Genomic DNA, 20939 nt, shown 5'->3' on the forward strand with positions numbered 1-20939 from the left:
TTCCTTCTAACAGTTGGTGAGTTCTCCTACATTATGGGTGCATAAGGCGGTTGATTTCTTGATTCACTTCTTGGGAAAACTGCATCCTTTGTGGAAACTGCCCGATTGTCAGGTGGACGAGATAATCCCAGACCCGCTGTTTATAAGCATAATCTTCCCTGAGGAACCGATTCCACTCCCTGAAGATGTCTGTCGGATATAATAATCCAAGGTAAAAGAGGGGTTGGTCCAGATAAAGATTGTAGGCGCCCATTTGTTTTATTTCATTAAGAGACCAGTCGATATAGGGAAGGATCCGATTGCAAAATTGCAGATCATCCATCAAAGGTGTGGATAGGGCCATCAAATCAAAATCGATCATATAAATCCTTCCGTCTGTTCCCCTTAAAAAATTATGATGTGCCACATCTCCGTGTGTAATGCAAGACGGCTTCTCTTTTATTTGAAGTGCTTCAATATGTGTGATGGCGCGTCTTCCCCAGTCCAGATAAGTATAAAGATAATATGGCTGGATGAAGGTTTGAAGGAAGGGGATATTACGTTCAAATTGATTCAGGCGCTTCTTCCACTTTTGTAACCATTTATACCTCGGGAGGTCTTCCAGCCACTTGCCATGCAAATTCGCAGTGTAAGCGTGAAATTTCTTAAGTACATATAATACGTCCATCCTGTCCCGTGCATTTCCGTAGCTGATCACGTCGCTTGTTTCAAGCCACATTGCCAAACCGATGGGCTCACCTTCGAAAATAAGTATTTCTTTTAGGTGAATGGGGTGAAAAGCCAGTACATGGGGGAAATTCTGATGCGCCAGCCTTCTGACCAGTGTTTCCTGCATGATGAATCTGCTTTGATTCGGGTATTTTTTTACAAACCATTTTCCGCTGGTACCGTGCAGCACCCACTTACCTTCTTTTAATTTTTCCAGGGATGCGGAATTGTCATTTATTTTATATCTTAAAAAAGAAAGGAGACGATAAGTATAATCGTCTCCTCTCGGATGGATATCAGCTGTCAAGATCATCATCTTGGAAGTTTGGCATAGAGAAGGCTCTTGGCCCAAACATCCCTTGACCCATCGGCATACCCTGCCCCGGCATTCCAGGACCATACCCGTACGGGGCCTGCATTCCTTGAGGCTGCATTCCATATCCTTTAGGCCCGCCGCATCCGCAGTCACCTTTATCTGAGGCTCCCATCACGCCGGACGGCTGACCCATCGGCCATTGTGCTCCCATCACGCCGGACGGCGGGCCCATCGGGGATTGCGCTCCCATCACTCCGGATGGCGGGCCCATCGGAGATTGCGCTCCCATTACTCCATATGGCTGACCCATCGGAGATTGCGCTCCCATCACTCCGGATGGCGGGCCCATCGGAGATTGCGCTCCCATTACTCCGGATGGTTGACCCATTGGGGATTGCGCCCCCATGACTCCGGATGGCGGGCCCATCGGAGATTGTGCTCCCATCACTCCGGACGGCTGACCCATCGGGGATTGCGCTCCCATCACACCGGATGGCTGACCCATCGGCCATTGTCCCGAAGAAGGTGACTCCTCCATCGCTCCCTGGACCTGACCCGGCCACATCGGCTGGCCATGCATACCTCCAGGGAAACCTGATCCAGGCATTACAGGAGATACCGGGTAGCAATTGTCGTAAGGCATCCCTTGCCACGGCCCCTGTGAAGGCATTTGAACAGATGGATAGCCATCGCCCTCATCTGAAGCACCCATCACGCCGGATGGCTGACCCATCGGGGATTGTGCTCCCATCACGCCGGACGGCTGACCCATTGGGGATTGTGCTCCCATCACGCCGGACGGCTGACCCATCGGGGATTGTGCTCCCATCACGCCGGACGGCTGACCCATTGGGCATTGTGCTCCCATCACACCGGACGGCTGACCCATTGGGGATTGTGCTCCCATCACACCGTATGGCTGACCCATTGGGGATTGCGCTCCCATCACACCGTATGGCTGACCCATCGGGGATTGCGCTCCCATCACACCGTATGGCTGACCCATCGGGGATTGCGCTCCCATCACTCCCGAAGGCTGACCCATCGGGCTTTGGTGCGGCATGTAAGGCATCATTGAAGATTCATCATCATCGTAGCCCATCCCTTGAACCATTGGCATTTGCTGCATTCCCGGCATCATAGCACCTTGGACCTGACCACCCGGTCCCATCGGCATCCCGTATCCTGGCTGCATTCCGTATCCTGGCTGCATTCCTCCATGAGGACCTCCGAAACCGGATCCAGGCATGACAGGTGAAACTGGTACGCAATTACTCGGGTTGAAATACATAGGCTGATTGTACCCTCCTTGTGGTTGTGCAGATTGTGCCGGTTGAGCCGGCATTTGCAGACTTTCTTCTTCATCATGGATCCCTTTAACCTGATTTTGCTTTGGCATTTCCTTTTTTGGAGATTTTTCATCTTTGACTTGTGGAAGAATATTGGAAGGTTTAGGCGGCATTTTCGGCTGGGCTTTTGGCTGTGGTTTTGGTTTTGCCTGCTGTATCGGCTTCTGCATTGGTTTTTGCATCGGCTTCTGCATAGGCTGCTGAACCTGCATATTCGCCATATTCATCATGTAATAGTTATTGATATCGATTTCCGGGATAACTGGCTTAGGCATTTTCGGCGTAAACGGCTTCTGTGCCTCCTTCGGCTTTTCTTTCTTCGGCTCTTCGGCAGCTGGCTGGGTGATCGGCTTCTGTTCTTTAAAAGGATGCTCGGCTTTAGGCATCTCTTTCATCGGCATTTCCTTCTTTGGCGCTTCCTTGGACCCGAACTTTATCTGCGTTTCTTTTTTCACGGATCCGCCTGACGCCGGAACTTTAATTTTCATGCCCGGCATAATCATATCAGGGTTCGAAAGCTGGGCATTCATCTGCTTTAACTCTTCGAAATTCACACCGTACTTCTTGGCGATTTTCCAAAGAGTGTCCCCTTTTTGTACAATATGGATTTTCACTCTTATTTCCCTCCTCAGGCATAAGTCTATATATCCTATGACAAGATAGGCAAATTGCTAATCATCTACATAAAAACATATGAACTGGCGAAAAAAAATATACCTGCATGCAGCCGTAAACGCTTAAATCAAAAGGAATCCATATAAAAAAGCAGAACAATTTTTTTGCTCTGCTTTTTTACATTAGAAAAAAAGGAGTGTAATGATCCCCTCTACACACGTGCCAGCATTCGATCTAAAGCCAGTATGGCACCGTCTGAGACATCTTTCCCTACCTTGATTATATTTTGAGGTGTTTTCTCCATGACTTTCTCCAATGACCAGAGTAAGTGAGGCAAATCGATTCTGTTCATCGTCAGGCAGGGGCACATATAGGGATTAAGAGAAATGATTTGCTTGTCGGGATGCTGTTTTATCAGCCTCTTAACAAGGTTCATTTCTGTTCCGATTGCCCAGGAAGAGCCCCCCGGTGCATTCTTGATCGTTTCGATGATGAACTTCGTGCTTCCGTTCATATCCGATTTTTCAACTACTTCCCGCCGGCATTCCGGATGAACGATGATTTTCATGTCCGGGTGCGTGTTCCGCACCTGTTCAATGTTTTTTTCGGTGAAATTCTCATGAACGGAGCAGTGACCCTTCCATAGTATCACTTTAATTCCGGCCGTCTCACCTTCATGGATCAGACTGTTTTGTGCCGGATCCCAGATTGCCATTTCACTTTCTTGCACACCGAGATCTGCCGCAGTGTTCCTTCCCAGGTGCTGATCGGGGAGGAACAAGATGCGTTCCTTCTCGCCAAGAGCCCATTTCACCATTTTATGCGCGTTTGATGATGTGACTGTGGCTCCGCCGTTCATTCCGACGAAGCTTTTGATGGCAGCGGTTGAATTGACATAAGTAAGCGGGATGATCGTATCCCCTAATGAATCCCGAAGATTTGCCCAGGCTCTTTCTGTCTGATGGATGTCGGCCATATCCGCCATTGAACAACCTGCCCTCATATCGGGGAGGATGACCTGCTGATAATCCCCCGTCAGAATATCGGCTGTTTCCGCCATGAAATGAACGCCGCAGAATACGATGAATTCCGCTTCCGAGTTCTCTGATGAGATTTGAGCAAGCTGCAGGGAATCCCCCACTGCATCGGCAAATTGAATAACTTCATCCTTCTGATAATGGTGACCGGGTATGAACAGTCGTTTTCCCAGCGTCCTTTTGATCTCACGCACCCTCATTTCCATTTCCTGCTGCGTAAGGGTGGTAATGGATTCAGGAAGTGTACCTGCTTCTGCCGTCAGTTCTTCAAGTAATCTCATCAACACTCAACCTCCTGCCTTAAAACTCTCGCGCTTATATCCAAAGATTTCACTGAATGAGTCAGATATCCGAGGGATATGTATCCGACCCCGGTGGATGCATAATCGCTCAGGTTTTCTTCCGTGATCCCGCCTGAAGCCTCCGTGATCATACCGGCCGGCACGCGCGGCAGCCACTCCCTGATTTGATGCGGGCTGCAGTTATCAAACATGATGATGTCAGCGCCGCTCTCGACAGCCTCGATCAACCCCTCTTCGCTTTCGATCTCCACTTCAATTTTCACTGTATGACCGCAGTGCTGTTTTGCTTTTTCCACTGCGGCAGCGATCGAGCCTGCGAATGAAATGTGGTTATCTTTCAACATGACGGCATCATACAGACCCATCCTGTGATTGAATCCCCCTCCGGCCCGGACGGCATACTTCTCCAGCATCCTGAGTCCCGGTGTCGTTTTCCTTGTATCACAAATCCTGACTCCGCTTCCTTCCACTTTCCGAACCGCTCTTTTCACAGAAGTCGCTATACCGCTCATTCGCTGGATAAGATTCAACACCACCCGCTCTCCCTGCAGAAGCGTCCTCATACTTCCGCTTACCTTGGCGATCAGCTGCCCTTCCTTCACCTCATCGCCATCTTCGACATGAACCTCTGCAGAGGCTGCAGGATTCAATAACCTAAAGACCGTTTCAATCACCGCTCTGCCGCAAAAGACACCGTCTTCTTTGACCAATAAGTAAAAACTGCCCTGATCGCTCTCCGCAAAAACACTCTCGGATGACAGGTCACCGTCACCCAGATCTTCTTTCAAAAATTCTTCAAGCATAGATTTTAATTTGATGTTGTTCATCCTGTACCACCTTCAACTGATGATTTTCATTCTGTAAAAAAAGGGACCGTTTAAACCAGTCTTCATTATTTTCAATGGGATAATCAGAACGGATATGCCCTCCCCTGCTTTCCGTCCTCAACAGGGCGGATTGTGTGATCAGCATGCTGACCACCCACATCAGGTAAAGCTGGATTTCTTCTCTGTACATGTGGTCGAGCTCTTCCTCAAATGTGAAAGCCTGAGCCTTCAGCCATTCTAAATGACTTGAAAGATCCACCCGATTCCTTATGATTCCTGCATCCCTCATCATCCGCTCTTTAAGCTCCTGCCGGGTAAAAGTGATTTCTGGACGATGTTGTCTCTGTTCCGGATTTCTATAGGACGTCGTCCATGAATTTTCGGTTCGTTCCGCAGAGGTCAGATGCCTTGCCAGCCTTTCTCCAAAGACAAGACCTTCAAGCAGGGAATTTGACGCCAGCCGGTTTGCCCCATGCAGGCCGGTGCAGGCAGCTTCTCCGATTGCATAGAGACCTTCTACTGTTGTTTTTCCATCTTCATCCGTCACAATCCCGCCCATTGTAAAATGACATCCAGGGGTGACGGGAATTTTACCTTGTGTCAGGGAGATTCCATGGTGTTTACACATATTCGTAATCGAAGGGAACTTCGATTCGAAATCTTTTACGGGATTGATATCAAGAAACACCTTTCTCCCTTCCAATATTTCTTTGTTCATCCTTTCAGCGACGATATGCCGGGGGGCAAGCTCCATCTGAGGGTGGATACCTTCCATGATCCGATCGCCGGCATCATTGATAAGAATGGCCCCTTCACCCCTCACTGCTTCTGAAATGAGTCCGCCTGTTTTTCCGCCAAGCGAAAGCAGTGTCGGATGAAACTGAATGAATTCCATGTCAGTAAGTTCCGCCCCGGCCAGAAAAGCCAGAGCCATTCCGTCCCCCGTTACCTCAGGTGCATTGCTGCTCACCGAATAAAGTGAGCCAGCTCCGCCGGTGGCCAGTACGACATGATGGGCGGCATAACTTGCTATGGATCCATCCCCTTTCTTTGTTTTCACCCCGCAGCAGCGGCCCCTTTCATTCCTGATCAGTTCGTAAACCATTTCACCCTGTACAAGCCTGACTTTTTCCGTCAGTGAGGCCAAAAAATATTCAATGAGATATTTACCCGTCTGATCGCCGCCGCTGTGAAGGATCCTGGGCTGACTGTGCGCCCCTTCTATTCCGAGAGCAAGATTTCCTTCACTCCTCCTGTCGAACGGTGCGCCCTCATTAATCAAGCATTCTATTATTCTCTTCCCATCGCGAATGACGTTTTCCACTGTCTCCGGAGACTGATGAAAGCAGCCTGCGATTATTGTGTCCTTTACATGAAGATCAACTGTATCCTTTTTCCCCACCGGTGCCGCTATCCCGCCCTGTGCAAGATATGAATTGCTGTCCGTCACGTGATTCTTTGTGATAATCATCACATTCAGCTGGTCCTGAAGCCGGCGGGCAAGCTGAAGCGCCGCAATTCCGCTTCCCGCTATGATTACATCATATTTGAGCATATGAAAATCCTCCTGTTTATTTACAGGTGTCTTGACACATATATTTACACATTATTAAACTATTTACAAGAGTTTTTTTATTCATGATGAAAAGATCGCTGACTTTGGTTCATTAAAGGAGAATGAGAAATGCTATATTTCGATTATGCTTCAACGACTCCGGTCGACCCGGAAAGTTTACAGATATATAGAAAGGTCAGCGAAGACTATTGGGGAAACCCAAGCAGCCTCCATGATGCCGGCGGAAAAGCCCAGCTGCTCCTGGAAAATTGCCGGGAAAGGCTGGGTGACCTTCTCGGTGTCCCGGCGGAAGGAATATCATTCACATCAGGCGGTACAGAGGGAAACCACCTTGCCCTCCTAACACTCGCCTTCAGTTATCAAAAAAAGGGGAAACATATCCTCATCAGCGGGGCCGAACACTCGTCCATCCACAGCGCTGCTTCCTTTTTGGAAAATGAGGGATTCAAGGTGACAAAAATTCCTTTCAACTCTGAGGGACTTATTGACCTCGAGGCTCTGGAGGAAGCAATCACTGATGAAACAACTGTCGTTTCCGTCTGTCATGTCAATGGAGAAATAGGAACCATCCAGCCGCTCCGTGAAATAAGGAAACTGCTGAATGGCAAAGATATCTTATTCCACAGCGATATGGTGCAGTCCTTCGGCAAGCTCGACCTGAAGGAAGCCGCTTCGATCGTGGACAGCTTGACGATATCTTCCCATAAAATCTATGGACCAAAAGGCGCCGGGGCCGTTTATTTCCATCCTGCCTGTGATATCCGCCCCTATATGACGCACCAGACTCAAGAACATGGATTCAGGGGAGGCACTGTCAATCTTCCCGGCATTGCCGGCTTTGTATCGGCCGCAGTAAAGGCCGCTCCCCCAGAAGAGTATCATCGCTATTCAGAGCTGCGGAGTTCTCTTCTTAACAGCCTGGACAGTTCGATGGACGGGGATTACACCATCTACGGCGGGCAGGCCGCCCATCAGCTCCCACATGTAATCGGATTGGGCATAAATGGAGTGGAAGGACAATGGCTCATGCTCGAGTGCAACCGAAAAGGCATCCATATTTCAACGGGAAGCGCCTGTCAGACAGGAAAACAGGGAATTTCCAAGACCCTTGCCGCCATGGGGATCGGGGAAAGAGCAGGGAAAGAGTTTATCCGTATTTCCTTTGGCCGCGCCACTACTCAAGAACATATTGAGGAACTGGCTGCTGTCCTTTCAGAGATTCGGCGTGAAACTTACATTTCATAAAGGAGATATGATATGATTTCCTATATAAAAATAGTACGGAGGAGATAGCAGTGGCAGGTAAAAAGATACTTGGAGATGAGAGACGTCAAGTCATCCTCGACCACCTCATAACTAAACAGGCCCCGATCACTGGAGGTGAACTGGCGAAAACAGCCAATGTAAGCCGGCAGGTAATCGTCAGTGATATCACCCTGCTTAAAGCAAAAGGTGAACCGATCATCGCAACGAGTCAAGGCTATCTCTACATGCCGGGCTCCAGCCGCGATACAATGATCGAGCGGATCGTAGCTTGTCAGCATCCCCCTGAAAGGGCCGAAGAGGAGTTATTCCTGCTCGTCGACCACGGAGTGACAGTGAAGGATGTTAAAATCGAACACGGTGTATACGGTGACCTGACAGCTTCCATCATGGTTTCGAATCGTAAGGAAGTAGAGCAGTTTTTATCGAAAATCCGTGAGACACAAGCCGCATACCTTTCAGAATTGACGGACGGCGTGCACCTGCACACCCTCATGGCACATGACGAAGAAACATTGAAGAAAGCTGAACATGCTCTGGAGGAAGCCGGATTTTTGATGAAATCTTATAGTTGATGTGAGCACCCGGACAAAATTGGCCGGGTGCTTTTTTATAGTTTACCGACTTGTAAACAGGGGGGTGCAGTCACGATGGTCAGGAGTCTGTATTCGAGCATATATTTGGGATTTCGAGCATAACCGGACCGATTTCGAGCATATAATCAAGTTTTCGAGCATAAATACAGGATATCGAATATAAAACTATCCAGCCCACCCTTACTGGTTCAACATACCCGCGTGTACCCCAAGGTAACGATAAGTCCAATTTTTGAATGAATGGCATTTATGAAAAAAGACAGCCTCTTTTTCTAATAAAGGGGCTGTCTTTTCGTTATTCACCCAGCAAATAAGATGAATACGTCCCAATCATCTTGACTTCACATCCAAGGGCCTCCATCTCGCTGATCGCACCTGGAAGGAGTACCTCGTCCATTCCATGAGCTACGTCGATGAGGAAGAAATAATCCCCAAGCCCGGTTTTCAGCGGCCTCGACTCGATCTTGCTCAAATTGAGCTGTCTCCATGCAAAGGTGGATAGGACTTGATGGAGGGCCCCCGACCGGTCTTTCGGAAGGGTCACCATCAGAGTCGTCTTGTCTTCCGATATTTTTTGCTCGATCGAAAGCGGCTGGCTTTTTTTATTCAGCACAATGAAACGGGTGTGGTTATACGCAAAGTCATGGATATTCTCATGGATGATTGAAAGTCCATACTCTTTTGCGGCCAGTTCATTCCCGATGGCCGCAATCTTTTCCCCCGGGTGCTCACTGACATATTTGGCTGCTGCCGCTGTAGAGGTTGTCTGTTCTAGTGGAACTCCCCGGTACTCCTTGTGCAGGAATTTATGGCATTGGGCCAGTGCATGGGAATGGGACATGATCTTGTCTATTCCCGGTTCATTCCCGCTGTTCTCAGGGTGCACCATCAGATGCTGCTGGATCGGTGAAGTCAGCTCGGCGACGATGGATAAATCCGCTTCATGGAATAAATAATCAACCGTAATATGTACAGATCCCTCCAGGGCGTTCTCCAGCGGGACCACCGCATAATCAACTTCATCTTCAATGACTGCCTCGATGCAGTCCGGTATTGTCACACATGGTACTTGATGTTCATCAGGAAATGCCTTCCTCACGGCCAGGTCCGTGAATGAAGCCTGAGGTCCTAGGTAAGCAATTTTCAATGGGTCTCTTCCTCTCGAGAAATTTATTGAACATTCTAACATGCGGAAGATGGTTTTGTATATACATCTTTTTAAAAAGGAAGAGCGCGCGCAAAAAAAGAAGTGTCAGGCCCCTGAGCCCAACACTTCTACTTTTTCGACAAATTCCAGTCGTCTTAACCTTGCCAATAGTTCTTCCAACCCAACGGTAAGATCCGTTACGTTCAGGGATAGCGTCACGTTCGCTCTTCCCTGCAGCGGGATCGTCTGGTGTATGGTCAATATATTGCATCCGTGCTTCGCCGTTTCACTGAGAAGATGCGACAATGTACCGGACCTGTCTTCCAGATGGAAAAAGAGGGTGATGATCCTCTCTTTCACCACCGTATGGAAAGGGAAGACGGTGTCTCGGTATTTATAGAATGCACTCCTGCTCAGGTCGACCCGGTTGACGGCTTCCCATACCGATTCAGCCTTCCCTCGTTCGATCAGTTCTTTGGCATCAAGCGTTTTTTTCATCGCTTCCGGCAGGACATCTTCACGGACCAGATAAAATTTACCGTCCTGAAATTTTTTTCCCAATGATTACTCCCCCAATATGACCAGGCTTAATCAACGAATTCAAATTCATATTTCAATAATCGGATCGTGTCGCCGTTTTCGGCACCGCGTTCACGGAGGGCATCATCCACACCGTAAGAACGGAGCTGTCTTGCGAAACGTCTGACAGAATCCTCGCGGGTGAAGTCCGTCATCTTGAATAGACGTTCGATCTTCGCTCCGCTGACAACAAACGTACCATCAGGATCACGCGTGATCACAAAGTCACGCTGATCTTCTTCGTGTCTGTATACCACACGATGAATACCCGTATCCTCGACTTCTTCTGTAATCGGGAACTCTTCTGTTGTCTCCAATTTATCCGCAACCGCGAACAACAACTCTTTCAAGCCTTGCTGGGTAAATGCGGAAATCGGGAATACCGGATAATCATCCTGGAGTTTTTCCTTGAAGATTTTCAGGTTTTCTTCCGCTTCCGGCATATCCATCTTGTTCGCCACGATGATCTGCGGGCGTTCTGTAAGGCGGAGATTATACTGCTTCAACTCTTCGTTGATCGTCAGATAATCTTCGTAAGGGTCGCGCCCCTCCATTCCGCTCATATCGATCACATGGACGATGACACGGGTCCTTTCGATGTGGCGGAGGAATTGGTGGCCTAGCCCCACTCCTTCATGCGCCCCTTCGATCAGCCCGGGCAGGTCCGCCATGACAAAGCTTCTTCCGTCTGCCGTTTCGACCATTCCGAGGTTCGGGACGATCGTCGTGAAGTGATAGGAAGCAATCTTCGGTTTCGCTGCAGATACCACGGATAACAATGTGGATTTCCCGACACTCGGAAAACCGACAAGACCGACATCGGCAAGCAGTTTCAATTCCATGACGATATAGCGTTCCTGACCTGGTTCACCTTTTTCGGAAAGCTCAGGTGCAGGGTTTGCAGGAGTCGCAAAACGCGAGTTGCCGCGTCCTCCGCGCCCCCCTCTTGTAATGACCGCACGCTGTCCGTGCTGTATTAAGTCAGCAATCGTTTCGCCGGTATCATCGTCTTTTACGACCGTACCCGGCGGCACCTTGACAACCATATCCTCGGCATTTCTTCCATGCTGATTCTTGCTCATGCCGTGTTCCCCGCGCGGCGCCTTGAAATGGCGCTGATAACGGAAATCCATCAGCGTTCTGAGACCTTCGTCCACTTCAAAAACGACATCTGCCCCATGACCGCCGTCCCCGCCTGCAGGACCGCCTTTCGGTACATATTTTTCGCGGCGGAAGGCAACCATTCCGTTACCGCCGTCTCCGCCTTTTGTATAGATCTTGACCTGATCGACAAACATACTTTCACTCCTAACTTATCCATCCTTCAGCTGATATCATGATGAACATGCTATTCAACAGGAAAATGAATCACAAACGCTTCATTTTGAAGCAGTTCTGTTTCTATATTTTTTCCGCTTACCTTGAATTTCTCAATCCATTCTTCCAAAACAACTGTTTCTTCTAGTATACCTGTGAAATCAAATATAAAACGGGGATGTTCCTCAGAAAGATTGATAATCAAAGAAAGCTGGTTTTCAGCACTGGGCTTCACACCGGATTCAAGAAGTTCCATCAATTCTTTGCAAATGAGAACGAGCTTTTGGTCATCCAGCGTGCCGGCATATCCGGCTGTCCCCACTTCGAACTCCAGTTTCACCAGATGTGTGGACCAGTTATATGTTAATATCCATTCTGCCAATAATGGAAGTTTCAGATTCGATAGTTTCGATTCGTTCTGCGCTGTAATCACCATGGTGTCTATGACTTGCTTCGCACGCTCGATCCTGTTCAATTCAAGATTGCCTTTGATCAATTGCAAATCGTTCATCCAATCATGACGAGCATGTCTAAGTGCGTCCAGAATACCCCAATTTTCGCTCATATAATAACTCCTATACTTTAAGTGCTACTAGTTAGTATATCAAACATGAGCCTTGTGCGTATATTGTTTATGAAAAAAGTGTCGAAAGGACGGGCTTATCATGTGGATAGGGTGAATGACAGAATGCGTGATGCGTGGCTGCTGCGATGAAGTGAGCTGGATGGCAGTTGAAAATATGCGGGTTGGAGTTGAACATAAACTCCAGGACTTAAAAACAAATCAATGAAAGTTGAAAATAAATGGTTCGATTTTAGACAAAACCGGTGATAATAGCAGTAAAACTGACAACATCTTAGAAAAAACAGCTCGAACCGCTGTCCATGAACTCCATTTTGCCTGAATCATCAGTGCTGGGACCGACATATTATCAAAAATGGGACATTTATTATCAAAAAAACGATTATATTATCAAAAACCAAGGTTTTATTATCAAAAATTCAATTATATTATCAAATCCGTTTTTCGGCCGCCGGATTCGGTCTGACCGTTTAACCCGGAGGTTGTACCAACTGCCCAACCGTACAGGCCAACCAACCCATCTCGGCTCCCGACCCAACATCATCCCAAATCCCACATCAAAAAATAAAACTCTAACCGAAAGTCGGTTAGAGTTTTCGTTAAAGATATGCGATTAAGCTTCATTCGCAACAGGGTATACGCTCACTTTTTTCTTGTCACGTCCCATGCGTTCGAAACGAACAACACCGTCTGTTTTAGCAAAAAGTGTATCGTCACCACCACGGCCAACGTTCAATCCTGGATAGATCTTTGTACCGCGTTGACGGTAAAGGATAGATCCGCCTGTAACCATTTGACCGTCTGCACGCTTAGCGCCAAGACGCTTAGCAATGGAGTCACGTCCGTTTTTAGTCGAACCTACTCCTTTTTTAGACGCGAAAAACTGAAGGTCTAATCTTAACATCTGTTCCACCTCCTACTTTTTGAAGGTTATTTTAATGAAATCACGATAGTCTCTTTCAATTGTCTGCAGGCTGATCACCATACCATTCAGCAGGAGCTGGACCTTCGTATCCGTTTCTTCAGGCAAGCCGTCTGGAAAGACGCAGCTGAAATATCCCCCATCGGCAGATTGCTCGATTTCGGGTTCTATTCCGGTCAATGACATAATGGCATTGACGCTTCCGAATGAAACAGCAGAGGCACCGGCACATACGATATCCTGCCCATGTTCGGCAAAATCTGCATGACCGTCCATTGAGAAAGAACGAATCCTTCCGCCGGACTTCTCAACGTAAACGTTAATCATTCAATCACGCCTTACGCGTTGATTTCGTCAATTACAACTTTTGTGTAAGGTTGACGGTGACCTTGCTTACGACGGTAGTTCTTCTTAGCTTTGTACTTGAATACTACAAGCTTTTTCGCGCGGCCTTGTTTTTCAACTTTCGCTGTTACAGTAGCACCATCCACTAATGGACTTCCTACTTTCACATCGTCGCCTCCAACGAAAAGAACCTTGTCGAATGTAACCGTATCACCTTCACCTGCGTTTAGCTTTTCGATGTAGATTGCTTGACCAGCTTCTACACGGATTTGCTTACCACCTGTTTCGATAATTGCGTACATAATCGCACCTCCTTAATAAACTCAGACTCGCCAATCACAGGTGTTGGATCACTCCACACTTTAAGACCTGTTCTGAGCGGTTGTAGCACGGGTGCTACAATCAATAACATTAGAATCCTATCACAATTCGGCAGGGGGTGTCAATATAAATCCCGAAATTCATATTATCTTCGCAATATGATAATGCGGATGTGAATGGGTGATCGTGTGAAGATTGAGTTTCAGCTTCAATGTTTTTTCCAGCCTATTCAAATGTCGCTGATCACTTCCGGCAAAAACACTCAGCACATCTTCTGTCCCTTCAACGGAAATTTCCGATGCATCCGTTCCCTGATATTCCCACAGATCCCTCTCGAGCTGAAAGGCTTTGCTTTCGGGACTTATGATCCGGCCGGTCCCGCTGCAGACAGGACATGGAACCGTCAAATAGTCGTTCAGTGACGGACGGGTCCTCTTTCTTGTCAATTCCAGGACGCCGAGTTCGGTGAAGCCCAATACGGTGGTACGCTGAGAATCCCCTTCAAGGGCTTCCTTGAATGAGGATATGACTTCTTCCTGGTGACCCTTCTTTTTCATATCGATGAAATCGATCAGGATGATGCCGCTGATATTGCGTAGGACAAGCTGCTTTGCCATCTCGGCAGCAGCGAGTGTATTTGTTTTCAACACGGTTTGTTCAAGGTCGTCCTTGCCTGTGAATTTACCTGAATTGACATCGACAACGGTTAGAGCATCGGTCGATTCGATCAGCAGGAACGCACCGTTATCCAGCCAGACCACTTTTTTCAGGGCGTTCTTCCAGACGGAGGCTACACCGTAATGCTGGAAGATATTTTCCCTCTGCTGATAGTATCCGACCGACCATTTGCCGTTATAATGCACATCCGTCCAGTTTCTGATCTGTTCAAAGCAGTCAAAATCATCCACATACACGTGCCCGCCTTCCCCTTTATCCAATTGGTTGAAGAGATCCTTATAGAAGGCATCTTCCTTCAAAAGCAGGGAAGGGGCCTTCCCCCTCCGGCTCAACCGCTCAAAAGCGTCGAACTGAAGGCGCAGTGCATCGAGCTCTTCCACCAGCACTTCCCTATCCGTGCCACATGCCTTTGTACGGAATACGACTCCTTCTTTTTCCTTTTTCCACTCGTTTCCGATCCTTTTTAATTCCCGTCTGTCCTTTTCTTCCAACTTTTTTGAAACGGCAATATAATGGCCTTCGGGCATATAGACTAGATGCTCCCCCTTGAGCTCGATGACGGCGGATAGTTTCGGTCCTTTGGTGCCGGCAGCATCCTTCGTTACCTGTACGATGATTTTCTGGCCTTCATGCACACATTTCGAAATCGGTACAGCCGCCGTCCCGCTGTTATATGCCGCAACGTTTTGCGGGAAGTCCTTCTCATGGAGATATCCGTTTTTATTCTGCCCTATATCCACGAATGCAGCACCGAGTCCCTTTTGCACCTTGACGACTTTTCCATAATAGATATTCCCGGCCAGCGTTTCTTCCTGAGGCTGATACGTATACAGTCCGCCGACCTTATGATCTTTACGCAGAACCCAGCGTTTTTCCCTGCCTTTTCCATGCACAATGATTTCTTCCAACTGAGGCTCCCTCTTTTCTATGTAAAACAAGTCATTTTAAAAAGCTCTTTTCGCATATTTTGTTGCTTTACACACAAGAAAATACCGGAACTTGGGTATTTTCTGATGTACTTCTACCTGTGGTTTAAACTTGAATTCGAAAAGAGCACGTCCACTAGAAGCATTCAGGCTACTAGACAATTTACGAAAAGCAACAATCTTTTAGAAAACAGCCTTTTAAAAAAAGAAAAGGATTGACTTGGCGTCAAACCTTTGTGTAGTATCCACTATTCACTTTAAACAGTCTGCGTGCATTCGTCAATAAAGGCAGAGAAGATCCTTCGTTTTGGCATGGGTCATTTTTTCGGCAAAGAATGCATGAAGCAGTTCATATTCATCTAGCTTTCCGACTTCCGTCCCCTTATCCAGAACGACAAGCGGATGCTTCACTCCGCGCTGAAATCGTTCCACTACCGTTAAAAGAGTGTCTTCCCCTTCGATCGGCAGCGGGCGAAGATCAGCAAACTGATGGCTGTTCCCGTAATATCGTTCAAGCAGGAACTTCATGAAGTTATACCTTCTCTGCTTCCAGTCCATCCACAGGGAAAAATACAGGAATGACAGCACGATCCACAGATTCAAATGAAGAGGCGCAATCACCAGGATGGATAAATGAAACAGGATCAGGAGCGAAAAAGAACTGATCAGCGTCATTTCGTATGCCTTCAAGTAATTGAATTTTAGGGAAAGCAATAATGAAATCAGCTTCCCGCCGTCCAGCGGCCAGATGGGGAGCAAATTAAAAAGCAGGACCATGAGATTCAATTGAAGGAACAGCGTGAAAAGGTCCCCGCTGATGAAACTCCCCTTCATCAATAACCACCCTGCCCCCACAAGCCAGACATGCTGAAGCGGACCTGAAGCAATCACCCAGAACTCCTCGCGAAGGGAGCGGTTGCCGTGCTCATCCATCTCAGCCACCCCGCCGAAAGGGAGGAGCGCGATCCGCTTCACCCTCCAGGAATAATAGTGGGCCGTCACCCCATGGCCCAGCTCATGGACGGTGATGATCAAAAGGAGCATGATCAGCTCAAGAAAATGTGCCGTCGCAATGCCGATCGCCATCACAAGCCAGAGCAGCGGATGGATATAGAGTTTTTTTACTGCCGAAGTAAAATTAGTCAAATGATATCACCTGTATCGGGTCGATGAATTCATCACCCATTTTGATGGCAAAATAAAATTCCCCGGAGACATCGCTTTCGCCGCTGGTTGAGACTTCCCCGACTGCCGCGCCTTTATCAACATATTCATATTGATTGACATCGATCGATTCAAGATGGCCGTACCATGATTCGGACTTGTCTTTATGCTGGATGACGACGGTATTGCCAAGCTCATCCTTCTTTCCGGCAAAAATGATCAAGCCCCCCTTCATAGCGGCTACATCCTCTCCAAATTCTGTTTCCAGCATGATCCCCTGGCCGTTACTCTTGAAGTTCTCTACGACTTTCCCTGAAACGGGACGCGCATACTCTTCTGTGCTCACTTCTCCAGAAGACGCGTTCTTATCCTCCGTGCCTCCGGGAAGCAATGCCAGCGGTTTACCGAACTGCTCTTCATACCATGAGGAAATGGCTGCGAACTGGAACTCGGTTTCCAGCGTGCGATTGACCACTGTCTTCGCTTCATCGAAAACTGGCGAAGGGCTCTTGAACATGATCGCCGTGAGCAGAACCATGATGCCTGCGCCGAGGATTTTCATCAAGAATGTCTCTTTTTTGAATAATGGATGAAATCCTTCCGGCGGCGGCCCCCCTTCAAAGCTTGAATACCGTTCTGCCCCGTATCGTTCTTCATCACTCGGCAGAAAATAAGAGCTGTTTGAATACCCGCGCTGAGTCGTTGTTTTATTCGTCGTCCTCTTTCGTTTCGCAATCCGCTTTCTGATTTCATCCGCTCGATTCCCCATGAACACCATTCCTTTTTATAAGGTATTAACCGGCCCCGCGCAAAACGAGCCTGTACTATTCTCATGCTACAATGTATGACTTGTCCGAAGGGAATATTCGTGAAATATTACGTGAGTGATGCGGGTGTGGCATCGGCGGGGTGCCTGGCTCGGATTTGGCGGTTTGAGCCAGGCTCGAAACCAGGGGATTGAGCCTGGCTCAAATCAGGGCGTTTGTGCCTGGCTCAAATCAGGGCGTTTGTGCCTGGCTCAAATCAGGGCGTTTGTGCCTGGCTCAAATCAGTCCATTTGTGCCTGGCACCAAAGCATCCCCGCCGCAGTAAAATAGAAAACCCGGCAATGTCCATTTGAACACTGCCGGGTTTTGAAGTCTATTAATCTATTTAAGCTTTTACACCGAATAGTCTCTTGATTTTAGAGAACATTCCCGGTTTGCTGTCTTCAAGCGATTGAAGAGGGACGGATTCCCCGAGGATGCGTCTTGCGATATTCCGGTAGGCAATCGACGCTTTGCTGGTGGAATCAAGTGCGATCGGTTCACCCTTATTGGATGATTTGATGACATTATCGTCATCCGCTACGATCCCCAGAAGATCGATGGACAGATGAGCGGTGATTTCATCTACGTCGAGCGACTCACCGTTTTTCATCATATGGCTGCGGATCCGGTTGATGATCAATTTGGGAGGTTGAATTTCCTCTTTTTCCAGCAGCCCGATGATCCGGTCGGCATCACGGACAGCCGAAATCTCAGGGGTTGTGACCACGATGGCACGATCTGCGCCCGCCACCGCATTTTTGTAGCCCTGTTCGATCCCTGCCGGGCAGTCGATGATGATATAGTCATAATCCTGTTTCAGATCCGTCACCAGCTTTTTCATCTGATCGGGATTCACCGCCGATTTATCGCTTGTCTGCGCGGCAGGGAGAAGGAATAGTTTATCCTCGAACCGTTTATCCTTCACAAGCGCCTGGTGGATTTTGCAGCGGCCTTCCACTACATCGACCAGATCGTAGATGATCCGGTTTTCAAGTCCCATGACAACATCGAGGTTCCTGAGACCGATATCCGTATCGATCAGGCAGACTTTTTTGCCTTGTAGAGCTAATGCTGTACCAACATTGGCAGAAGTGGTGGTCTTGCCCACTCCACCTTTACCTGAAGTAACAACTATGGCTTCACCCACATTAGCTTCCTCCTTTAAAACTCGTAATATTTGGTCTGAGATGCTTCAGTACCTGCAGGCGGTCGACGATGATCTGACCCTGCTCATCGATATAGGCACATTCCATATCATGCTGTTCTTCGTCAAGCGGCCGGTCAGGCGCGCGATTCAGGCTTTCAGCAATGCGCAGCTGTGAAGGAAGCATTTTCGAAGCGACGATGACCGCTTCCTTATTCCCGTTGCAGCCTGCATGGGCAATGCCTTTCAAAGCACCCAGTATGTAGATATTCCCTCCTGCAAGGATCCTTCCGCCCGGGTTGACATCGCCGACGATCAGCATGTCCCCCGGTGTTTCGATCACCTGCCCGGAGCGGATGACCCCCGTCATGGTTTCTATGTTTCGTTCGTTCATTAATTTTTCTGCTTCATTTTTTGTGACGACATTACTCCATACTTCATTCACTACCAGATTGCGTTTCTGTCTGACGATTTCCTTCAGCTCTTCCACTTGATCTTCTGTCAGATATCGGTTCCCCGTTTGGATATTCACCGTGAGAAGCGGGGTTCCCTCGGTTTCACGATAGTGTGCCGACAGCTTTTCGTCCAACTCTTTCTTCAGTTCATCGAACGAGCATTGATCATTGAGATGAAGGGTCAGACCTTCCTTGGTACCCTTGATCATAACATTTGGTTTCTTTTTCATGGCGCAATTTTTCACCTCAGTCGTCTATGAATTCGACATTAGCTAGTTTATTTCCTTTTTTCATAGGACAATTTTCGCGATTTTCACGCAAAAATTTTACATTGAATTTCCATCATCAATCTTCAAGGAGCTGCTTCTGCTTTCGCTGCATAAACACTTTGAATGGATAGGAAAAGATAATATAAAAGACGGCATTCAGAGCCAATGTAGGCCACAGGCGCAAATCGGCAAACTGAATGAGCGACATATCCGTGTGCTTGATGATGACATTGATCTGATAGACCAGGAATTCAAGGACAGAGAGGTTTACCAGCACAATCACCGCGAATACAAATAGATTATTGTGCAGCACCTTCATCATCGCATGCGTCAGGAAAACGACAAACGGAAAGAACACCAGGTAAATCCCATTGATTTCCGTATAGAAGATATCGAACAGGAACCCAAAGATGAATCCGTATAAGAGGGCCGTTTTATATTGAAAGAAACCGCATATAAAAAGAATAAAGATGATCAGGAAATGAGGGACCAGGATACGCTGATCGAATAATTCCGCACTTGGAAAAAGAAGGACAAACAGACTCTCACTGTAGAAAATCAGCAGGGTCACCAAAGGAAGGATGAGCCGGTTGATCATTGCTCTTCCTCCCCGGTTTCCTCTTCAGCCTGTGAATCAGAAACGCCCTTCATCTCGCGGTCGATCACCATCACATGTTCCAAGTGATAAAAGTCGGCTGCCGGTTTGACATAAGCAGTCTGCGTCAGGCCGTATTGATCCGGCTTGACCTCTTTTACTTCACCTACAACCAGACCCTTTGGAAATACTCCGCCGAGGCCCGAGGTGATGACTTTCGATCCCTTTTCCACTTTCAGGTCGTTCGGGATTCTCTTGACCAATATCTCTTTCTTATCGCTGTCATAGCCTTCAATCCAGCCGTTGATATCCTGTTTACCCTGAATGACGGTCGAAATGCGGTTCTTCGTATTGTTCGTGGAGATAAGCTCCACGGTCGAAGAAAATTCGTTCACGCTTTTGACTTTCCCGATCAAGCCTGCTGAAGAAATGACAGCCATATCGGATTTGATCCCATTGACTTCACCCTTGTCGATCGTAATCAGTTCCTGCCAGTGATCAGGGTTCCTGGCAATGACTGTGGCCTGAATCGTGTCATAACTTCGAAGGTCTTCTTTTTTCTTAAGGACATCTCTCAGTTCTTCATTATCCTGTTTAAGGTCCCTTACCTGTGTTTCTAGCTTTACCAGTTCGTCAAGCCGGGATTTCAGTTTTTCATTTTCCGTGTATGTATTTTGAATATCTTTCACGTTGTCAATGATGTCGCCTGTGAAATTAACAGGCTTTGAAACTATTGATTGTCCGAATCCTACCATATCTTTCACAAACTGCTCCGGCCAGCTGATGCTGTCTCTTTCCCGCAGTGAAAATCCGATCAAGGCTACGAGAACGATAATGCTGACGAGCAGAATGATCAATCGTTTATTCAGGAAGAATTGTGGCATGCTGTACACCTCAACCTTTTATTCATTCTTGGCCTGTTAAAAACCGCTGTTGATTTCCGTGCAATACTCCGCTTTCCGCGGGCGGCCGGTGAGCCTCCTCGTCGCTAAAGCTCCTGCGGGGTCTCACCTGTCTCGCTTTTCCCGCAGGAGTCTGCGTCTTGCACTCCAATCAACAGCTAGATACAGTTAAAAACTGTATGCTTTAACATAGC

At 47.8% G+C, this 20939-nt stretch carries 20 protein-coding genes, 2 pseudogenes and 1 other annotated feature; of the genes and pseudogenes, 2 read left to right on the forward strand and 20 right to left on the reverse strand.

The features are described from left to right. Positions 1-31: 31 nt before the first annotated feature. From BHE18_RS13380 to nadB, 5 genes and pseudogenes are all read right to left on the reverse strand, one after another. Complete coding sequence (locus tag BHE18_RS13380; RefSeq protein WP_171910710.1) at positions 32-1015, reverse strand: phosphotransferase; 984 nt, start codon at positions 1013-1015, stop codon at positions 32-34. Positions 1016-2759: 1744 nt separating this feature from the next. Beyond that, a pseudogene (safA, locus tag BHE18_RS23990) lies at positions 2760-2987 on the reverse strand (SafA/ExsA family spore coat assembly protein); the annotation flags it as partial. 212 nt (positions 2988-3199) lie between these two features. Then, complete coding sequence (gene nadA / locus BHE18_RS13390) at positions 3200-4306, reverse strand: quinolinate synthase NadA (protein WP_071619062.1); 1107 nt, start codon at positions 4304-4306, stop codon at positions 3200-3202. Further along, positions 4306-5154, reverse strand: coding sequence for a carboxylating nicotinate-nucleotide diphosphorylase (nadC, locus tag BHE18_RS13395; RefSeq protein ID WP_071619063.1), 849 nt, complete (start codon positions 5152-5154; stop codon positions 4306-4308). Before nadC ends, nadA begins: the two co-directional genes overlap by 1 nt. Beyond that, positions 5123-6709, reverse strand: a complete 1587-nt coding sequence (gene nadB / locus BHE18_RS13400; RefSeq protein ID WP_071619064.1) for an L-aspartate oxidase — start codon at positions 6707-6709, stop codon at positions 5123-5125. Before nadB ends, nadC begins: the two co-directional genes overlap by 32 nt. 129 nt (positions 6710-6838) lie before the next feature. Between nadB and BHE18_RS13405 the strand changes: the two genes are divergently transcribed. Further along, positions 6839-7975 (forward strand): IscS subfamily cysteine desulfurase, encoded by a 1137-nt coding sequence (locus BHE18_RS13405; RefSeq protein ID WP_071619065.1) that lies wholly within the window; start codon positions 6839-6841, stop codon positions 7973-7975. A 50-nt stretch (positions 7976-8025) separates the two neighbouring features. Further along, a complete protein-coding gene (locus BHE18_RS13410) occupies positions 8026-8568 on the forward strand; it encodes a transcription repressor NadR (protein ID WP_071619066.1) in 543 nt (180 codons plus the stop codon). 316 nt (positions 8569-8884) lie between these two features. On the opposite strand, the gene pheA is transcribed toward BHE18_RS13410, so the two are convergent. The 15 genes and pseudogenes from pheA to BHE18_RS23625 all read right to left on the reverse strand — a co-directional run bounded on the left by pheA (position 8885) and on the right by BHE18_RS23625 (position 20900). Continuing rightward, positions 8885-9736, reverse strand: coding sequence for a prephenate dehydratase (pheA, locus tag BHE18_RS13415; protein ID WP_071619067.1), 852 nt, complete (start codon positions 9734-9736; stop codon positions 8885-8887). A gap of 105 nt (positions 9737-9841) precedes the next feature. Then, positions 9842-10297, reverse strand: a complete 456-nt coding sequence (locus BHE18_RS13420) for an ACT domain-containing protein (RefSeq protein ID WP_071619068.1) — start codon at positions 10295-10297, stop codon at positions 9842-9844. 26 nt (positions 10298-10323) lie between these two features. Then, positions 10324-11613, reverse strand: a complete 1290-nt coding sequence (gene obgE, locus BHE18_RS13425) for a GTPase ObgE (RefSeq protein ID WP_071619069.1) — start codon at positions 11611-11613, stop codon at positions 10324-10326. A gap of 50 nt (positions 11614-11663) precedes the next feature. Beyond that, positions 11664-12197: a Spo0B C-terminal domain-containing protein gene (locus tag BHE18_RS13430; RefSeq protein ID WP_071619070.1), complete on the reverse strand. Its 534-nt coding sequence runs from the start codon at positions 12195-12197 to the stop codon at positions 11664-11666. 631 nt (positions 12198-12828) lie between these two features. Beyond that, positions 12829-13119, reverse strand: a complete 291-nt coding sequence (gene rpmA, locus BHE18_RS13435; protein ID WP_032087495.1) for a 50S ribosomal protein L27 — start codon at positions 13117-13119, stop codon at positions 12829-12831. A 12-nt stretch (positions 13120-13131) separates the two neighbouring features. Continuing rightward, positions 13132-13464 (reverse strand): ribosomal-processing cysteine protease Prp, encoded by a 333-nt coding sequence (locus BHE18_RS13440; RefSeq protein ID WP_071619071.1) that lies wholly within the window; start codon positions 13462-13464, stop codon positions 13132-13134. Positions 13465-13475: 11 nt separating this feature from the next. Beyond that, positions 13476-13784 (reverse strand): 50S ribosomal protein L21, encoded by a 309-nt coding sequence (gene rplU / locus BHE18_RS13445; protein WP_032087493.1) that lies wholly within the window; start codon positions 13782-13784, stop codon positions 13476-13478. Between the two features lie 13 nt (positions 13785-13797). After that, positions 13798-13876 (reverse strand) — a sequence feature (ribosomal protein L21 leader region). Positions 13877-13943: 67 nt separating this feature from the next. Continuing rightward, positions 13944-15389, reverse strand: coding sequence for an Rne/Rng family ribonuclease (locus BHE18_RS13450; protein WP_071619072.1), 1446 nt, complete (start codon positions 15387-15389; stop codon positions 13944-13946). 297 nt (positions 15390-15686) lie between these two features. After that, on the reverse strand, positions 15687-16553 hold the full coding sequence (locus BHE18_RS13455) for a M50 family metallopeptidase (protein ID WP_235860324.1): 867 nt from the start codon (positions 16551-16553) through the stop codon (positions 15687-15689). Beyond that, entirely contained in the window at positions 16546-17340 is a 795-nt protein-coding gene (locus BHE18_RS13460) for a M23 family metallopeptidase (RefSeq protein WP_071619073.1), read from the reverse strand. Before BHE18_RS13460 ends, BHE18_RS13455 begins: the two co-directional genes overlap by 8 nt. 383 nt (positions 17341-17723) lie before the next feature. Then, positions 17724-18527, reverse strand: coding sequence for a septum site-determining protein MinD (minD, locus tag BHE18_RS13465; RefSeq protein ID WP_071619074.1), 804 nt, complete (start codon positions 18525-18527; stop codon positions 17724-17726). Between the two features lies 1 nt (position 18528). After that, a complete protein-coding gene (gene minC / locus BHE18_RS13470; protein WP_071619075.1) occupies positions 18529-19209 on the reverse strand; it encodes a septum site-determining protein MinC in 681 nt (226 codons plus the stop codon). 115 nt (positions 19210-19324) lie between these two features. Next, entirely contained in the window at positions 19325-19846 is a 522-nt protein-coding gene (mreD, locus tag BHE18_RS13475; protein WP_083573789.1) for a rod shape-determining protein MreD, read from the reverse strand. Further along, positions 19843-20727 (reverse strand): rod shape-determining protein MreC, encoded by an 885-nt coding sequence (gene mreC / locus BHE18_RS13480; RefSeq protein WP_071619076.1) that lies wholly within the window; start codon positions 20725-20727, stop codon positions 19843-19845. Before mreC ends, mreD begins: the two co-directional genes overlap by 4 nt. Then, positions 20709-20900: pseudogene (locus BHE18_RS23625) on the reverse strand (hypothetical protein). The gene mreC and the pseudogene BHE18_RS23625 overlap by 19 nt, the downstream one beginning before the upstream one ends. Positions 20901-20939: the final 39 nt, after the last annotated feature.

The sequence above is a fragment of the Rossellomorea aquimaris genome (assembly GCF_001877785.1).
Taxonomy (GTDB): Bacteria; Bacillota; Bacilli; order Bacillales; family Bacillaceae_B; genus Rossellomorea; species Rossellomorea aquimaris_A.

Coding starts and splice junctions, on each gene's coding strand:
- nadA (WP_071619062.1), bottom strand. CDS start 4,306: ATGAGATTACTTGAAGAACTGACGGCAGAAGCAGGTACACTTCCTGAA.
- nadC (WP_071619063.1), bottom strand. CDS start 5,154: ATGAACAACATCAAATTAAAATCTATGCTTGAAGAATTTTTGAAAGAA.
- nadB (WP_071619064.1), bottom strand. CDS start 6,709: ATGCTCAAATATGATGTAATCATAGCGGGAAGCGGAATTGCGGCGCTT.
- BHE18_RS13405 (WP_071619065.1), top strand. CDS start 6,839: ATGCTATATTTCGATTATGCTTCAACGACTCCGGTCGACCCGGAAAGT.
- obgE (WP_071619069.1), bottom strand. CDS start 11,613: ATGTTTGTCGATCAGGTCAAGATCTATACAAAAGGCGGAGACGGCGGT.
- BHE18_RS13430 (WP_071619070.1), bottom strand. CDS start 12,197: ATGAGCGAAAATTGGGGTATTCTGGACGCACTTAGACATGCTCGTCAT.
- rpmA (WP_032087495.1), bottom strand. CDS start 13,119: ATGTTAAGATTAGACCTTCAGTTTTTCGCGTCTAAAAAAGGAGTAGGT.
- BHE18_RS13440 (WP_071619071.1), bottom strand. CDS start 13,464: ATGATTAACGTTTACGTTGAGAAGTCCGGCGGAAGGATTCGTTCTTTC.
- rplU (WP_032087493.1), bottom strand. CDS start 13,784: ATGTACGCAATTATCGAAACAGGTGGTAAGCAAATCCGTGTAGAAGCT.
- BHE18_RS13460 (WP_071619073.1), bottom strand. CDS start 17,340: ATGGGGAATCGAGCGGATGAAATCAGAAAGCGGATTGCGAAACGAAAG.
- minC (WP_071619075.1), bottom strand. CDS start 19,209: ATGAAAAAGAAACCAAATGTTATGATCAAGGGTACCAAGGAAGGTCTG.
- mreD (WP_083573789.1), bottom strand. CDS start 19,846: ATGATCAACCGGCTCATCCTTCCTTTGGTGACCCTGCTGATTTTCTAC.
- mreC (WP_071619076.1), bottom strand. CDS start 20,727: ATGCCACAATTCTTCCTGAATAAACGATTGATCATTCTGCTCGTCAGC.